General features: G+C 72.6%; 4 protein-coding genes and 1 pseudogene. 3 read left to right on the top strand and 2 right to left on the bottom strand.

The genetic code is table 11. The features are described 5' to 3' along the window. Both MTQ10_RS28440 and MTQ10_RS28435 read right to left on the bottom strand, forming a co-directional pair. Window positions 1–1,205: CPBP family intramembrane glutamic endopeptidase (locus MTQ10_RS28440; protein WP_247473210.1), on the bottom strand; the 1,205-nt coding region annotated here is incomplete at its 3' end. A 106-nt stretch (window positions 1,206–1,311) separates the two neighbouring features. After that, window positions 1,312–1,809: a peptidylprolyl isomerase gene (locus MTQ10_RS28435; protein WP_247473206.1), complete on the bottom strand. Its 498-nt coding sequence runs from the start codon at window positions 1,807–1,809 to the stop codon at window positions 1,312–1,314. A gap of 248 nt (window positions 1,810–2,057) precedes the next feature. Between MTQ10_RS28435 and MTQ10_RS28430 the strand changes: the two genes are divergently transcribed. The 3 genes and pseudogenes from MTQ10_RS28430 to MTQ10_RS28420 form a co-directional block, all read left to right on the top strand. Next, window positions 2,058–3,203 carry a phospholipase D-like domain-containing protein gene (locus MTQ10_RS28430; RefSeq protein ID WP_247473205.1) on the top strand — a complete coding sequence of 382 codons (1,146 nt, stop codon included), beginning with the start codon at window positions 2,058–2,060 and terminating at the stop codon, window positions 3,201–3,203. 87 nt (window positions 3,204–3,290) lie between these two features. Next, window positions 3,291–3,515: a hypothetical protein gene (locus tag MTQ10_RS28425; protein ID WP_247473204.1), complete on the top strand. Its 225-nt coding sequence runs from the start codon at window positions 3,291–3,293 to the stop codon at window positions 3,513–3,515. A gap of 142 nt (window positions 3,516–3,657) precedes the next feature. Continuing rightward, a pseudogene (locus tag MTQ10_RS28420) lies at window positions 3,658–4,137 on the top strand (hypothetical protein); the annotation flags it as partial. Window positions 4,138–4,169 lie beyond the last annotated feature (32 nt).

Raw genomic sequence — 4,169 nt, 5'->3', positions numbered from 1 at the left:
GACGGCGGGGGAGCGGCGGGCGGCGGCGGGGGACCGGCGGGCGCCGGCGGGGGAGTCGTACCGCCGTGCGGCACAGGTCCGGGACCGGCGTACGGCGGCCCGTACGGCGGAGCACCCCGGCCCGCGTGTGCCGGGGCCCCGTACCCCGGGACGCCGTACCCCGGCACCCCCGGGCCGGGCATGCCGTACGCCGCCCGGGCACCCGTCGGCGCGACCGGCGCGGGCGTCTCGGGCGCGGGCGGGCTGATCGTCCGCAGCCGGCGGCGCCGCGCCAGCCACAGCACCGCGGCGGCGTACAGCAGGATCATCGGGATGTCGACGGCCGCGCCCACCCAGTCCAGGTCGGCGGCGGTCTCGTCGGACTCCAGCGCCCCGGCGATGCCCGCAGCGACGCCCATCGACATGAGGTTGTTGAGCACATGGAGGGCGATACCGGCCTCCAGGCCGCCCGTGCGGACGGCGAGCATCGCACAGACCACGCCGAAGACGACCAGGTCGGCGAAGCCCCAGACGGTGCCCCAGCCGTGGGCCGCGGCGAACAGCAGCGCCTGCGGCACCGCCGCGATCCACGGCCACCTCACCCAGGCGCCGGCCGCCTGCAACAGCCAGCCACGGAACACGTACTCCTCGGCCGCCGCCTGGAACGGCACCCCCGCACAGACCACGGCCAGCCCCGCCAGGAACGTGGGCAGCCCCACCCACTCCGTGCTCTGCGTGTCACCCGAGTCGGGCAGCAGCATCGACACGCCGAACGACAGCACGATCAGCACCGCCGCCGGCACCAGGCACCGGGCCAGCCAGCCCCAGCGCAGCCGCCCGGCCACGGACGACACGGTGCCCGCCGGCCGTGCCTGGATCCAGCGCGCGGTCAGCAGCACGGGCGGCAGCGCGACGGCGATCGTCAGCAGCGAGATCGCCGTGTCGCCCACTCCGCCCCAGGAACGCATGTCGTCCGCGTCGAGCGGGCGGTCCAGCGCGGCGCCCGCGACCTCGGACACGACGACGAGCACCAGCATCAGCAGGAACACGCCGACGGTGAGCACGAGCGTCCCCACCAGGGGCCGCCACCAGGCGTGCCGTCCCGTCGCCAGCGCCATCCGGTGGTACGGCAGCTCGCCCACCGGCCGGGGCGCCTCGGGGTACGGGAAGAACGGCGGCGGGGCCGGCCAGGGGCCCGGGGGCGGGCCGTGGAACTGCGTCGTCATGACCGGAAGGATGTCAATCGGCCGCCGCGCGTTGCACGGCGGGGGCATGCCGCGGCCCGGCACGACCCCCACCGTGCGGCGGGGTCCTGCCGGGCCGGTGCGTGGGTCAGAGCTGACCGCAGGCGGCGATGGTGATCTTCTTCGAGGTGGCGCCGGAGCGGCTGCCCAGGGCCTCGATCTTCTTCACGAGCTTCATGCTCTCCTCGTCGGCGACCTCACCGAAGACGACGTGCTTGCCGTCCAGCCAGTCGGTGACGATCGTCGTGATGAAGAACTGCGAGCCGTTGGTGTTGGGGCCGGCGTTGGCCATGGACAGCAGGCCCGGCCGGTCGTGCTTGAGCTGGAAGTTCTCGTCCGCGAACTTCTCGCCGTAGATGCTCTTGCCGCCCGTGCCGTTGCCCCGGGTGAAGTCGCCGCCCTGAAGCATGAAGGCGGGGATGACGCGGTGGAAGCTCGAGCCCGCGTAACCGAAGCCCTTCTCGCCCGTGCACAGGGCGCGGAAGTTCTCGGCGGTCTTCGGGACGACGTCCTCGAAGAGGTTGAAGGTGATACGGCCGGCGGGCTCGTCGTTGATCGTGATGTCGAAGTAGGTCTTGATCGTCATGCCCCCTATCCTCCCAGCCTCCGGCCGTGCTGTCGCACAGACCCCCTGAGTCCCGTCCGTAAGTGGCGGTGCGCCGTGTGGGTGAACGGTGCCGGGACGAAACGGCGAACAGCGGTACGACCCGGGAACCGCAGGGCATCGGACGGGAAGCGGACGCTCGTCACCATCGGGTCATGGGCATGGCGGAACGGTGAAGAAATGTGGTCTGATCTGCTCCTTCGGACCGCGACGATCACCGGGAGCCCCGCGTGTGCAAGCGCCTGCTCGTCACCGCCCTCATGGCCACCGCCCTCCTCCTGCCGACCGCCGGCGTCTCGCACGCCGACGGCGCGCCTGTCACGACGGGTGCCGTGTTCAACAACCCCAAGGGCACGTCGGCCGAGAAGAACGCGGTCAAGAACCACATCATCAAGGCCATCGACGACACGGTCGGCGGGCGGCTCATCCGCACCTCCATGTACGCCCTGAAGGACCAGGACTACGCGGACGCGCTGATCCGCGCCCACCGGCGGGGCGTCATGGTCCGCGTCGTGCTCGACGCGAAGTACGCCGACTCCGCGGCCGTCGCGAGCCTGAAGGCGGAGCTGGGCACCAGCAAGTCGGCGACGTCCTGGGTGCACGTGTGCGGCTCGGCCGGGGCGTGCATCGCCAAAGGCGGCACCAACCCGATCAACCACAACAAGTTCTTCCTGTTCTCCCGCGTCGGTGGCACGGCGGGCGTCGGTGAGGACGTGGTGATCCAGGCCTCCGCCAACCAGACCTCGGTCAACGTCGACAAGTACTGGAACAACGCGTACACGGTCGTCGGCAACACCGACCTGTACACCGCCTACGTCGACTACTTCAACGACCTGGCGGCGGAGAAGCGGACGAACGACTACTACCGGACCGCCAAGGTCGGCACCGAGAAGTACTACTTCTTCCCGCAGGCCACCGGCGACGTGGTCGTGGACATCCTGAACAACGTCTCCTGCACGGGCAACACCACCGTCGGCACGTCCACGCACAGGTCCATCGTCCGCGTCGCCGCCTTCGCCCTGCACCGCGACGCCGTGGCCCAGGCCCTCGTCTCCCTCGCCGGCAAGGGCTGCTCGGTCCAGGTCGTCTACGCCGAGAGCAACGACGAGGCCACCCTCAAGGGCAAGGCCAACCTGTCGCTGAAGAAGCTCAACACCTCCGACGGCTACCTCGTCCACTCCAAGTACCTCACCGTCGAGGGCAACTACGCAGGCCACCCCGACACCAAGTGGACCTTCACCGGTTCGCACAACCTCGACCAGTCCTCCCTGCGGGAGAACGACGAGGCGCTGCTGCGCCTGGAGGGCACCGCGCCGCACGACGCGTACGCGAGCAACTTCGGCCTGCTGCGCTCGTACGCCACCACCGTGTCCTGAGCCGGGCTCGCGCCACGCGGCGGCCCGCCGTCCCCGCCCGGACCGGCCGGGGATGCGCGGCGGGCCGCCGCGGGTCAGGCTGGTGCCATGTCCGAGCCTCGCGTCGTCGTCTCCCCGCCGCTCCCGGCCGGCGGGCGGCGGATCCGTGTCGACGACCGGGTCCTCGGCACCGCGTACAGCCTGCACGATCTGACCGTCTTCCTGCAGAACGCCGGACTGCCCGGCTGGGACGAACTGGATGTCCTCGAGTCCGACCTCATCGAGTGGCACGAAGGGGGTCCGGAGGTCTGGGGCCGCCCGCATGGCGCGTGACGGCAGCACCGGCCGGCGCACCCGCCGGGCCCCCGGCGATGCCGAGGCCGGGCAGACACACGAGGCGCGCGGTGAGGCATCCGGTGATGCCGGGGCCGGGAAGGCCCGCGGGGCCGCGGACGTCGAGGCCGCCCTCGACGAGCTGTACGGCACGCCGCCCGCGGCCTTCGTCACCCGCCGTACGGAACTCGCCGCCGCCGCCAGGCAGGACGGCCGGGCCGACGACGCCCGCCGCATCCGCGCCGCCCGCCGCCCCACCCTCGCCGCCTGGGCGGCCAACCTGCTGCTGCGCCGCGAACCGGAGGAGAGCCGCGCCTTCCTGGAGCTGGGCGAGGCGCTGCGCGAGGCCTACCGCGGCCTCGACGCCGACGCGATCGACGCGCTGTCCGAACAGCGCCGCCGTGTCGTCTCCGCCCTGACCGCGCAGGCCGTACGGCATGCACGGGACGCCGGACAGCCGGTGTCGGACACCGTACGGCAGGACATCGAGTCCACCCTGCGTGCCGTGCTCGCCGACGCGGACGCCGCCGACCAGTGGGCCGCCGGCCGGCTGCGCGCCGCGCTCACCCCGCCCTCGGACTTCACCGCCGGCGCGGCACCGCCGCCCCGGGCCCGGCGCCGGCGGTGAAGTCCGAGGGCGGGGTGAGCGCGGCG

The sequence above is a fragment of the Streptomyces sp. XM83C genome (assembly GCF_023072675.1).
Taxonomy (GTDB): Bacteria; Actinomycetota; Actinomycetes; order Streptomycetales; family Streptomycetaceae; genus Streptomyces; species Streptomyces thermocoprophilus.
This window is presented reverse-complemented; position numbering and strand designations above follow the sequence as displayed.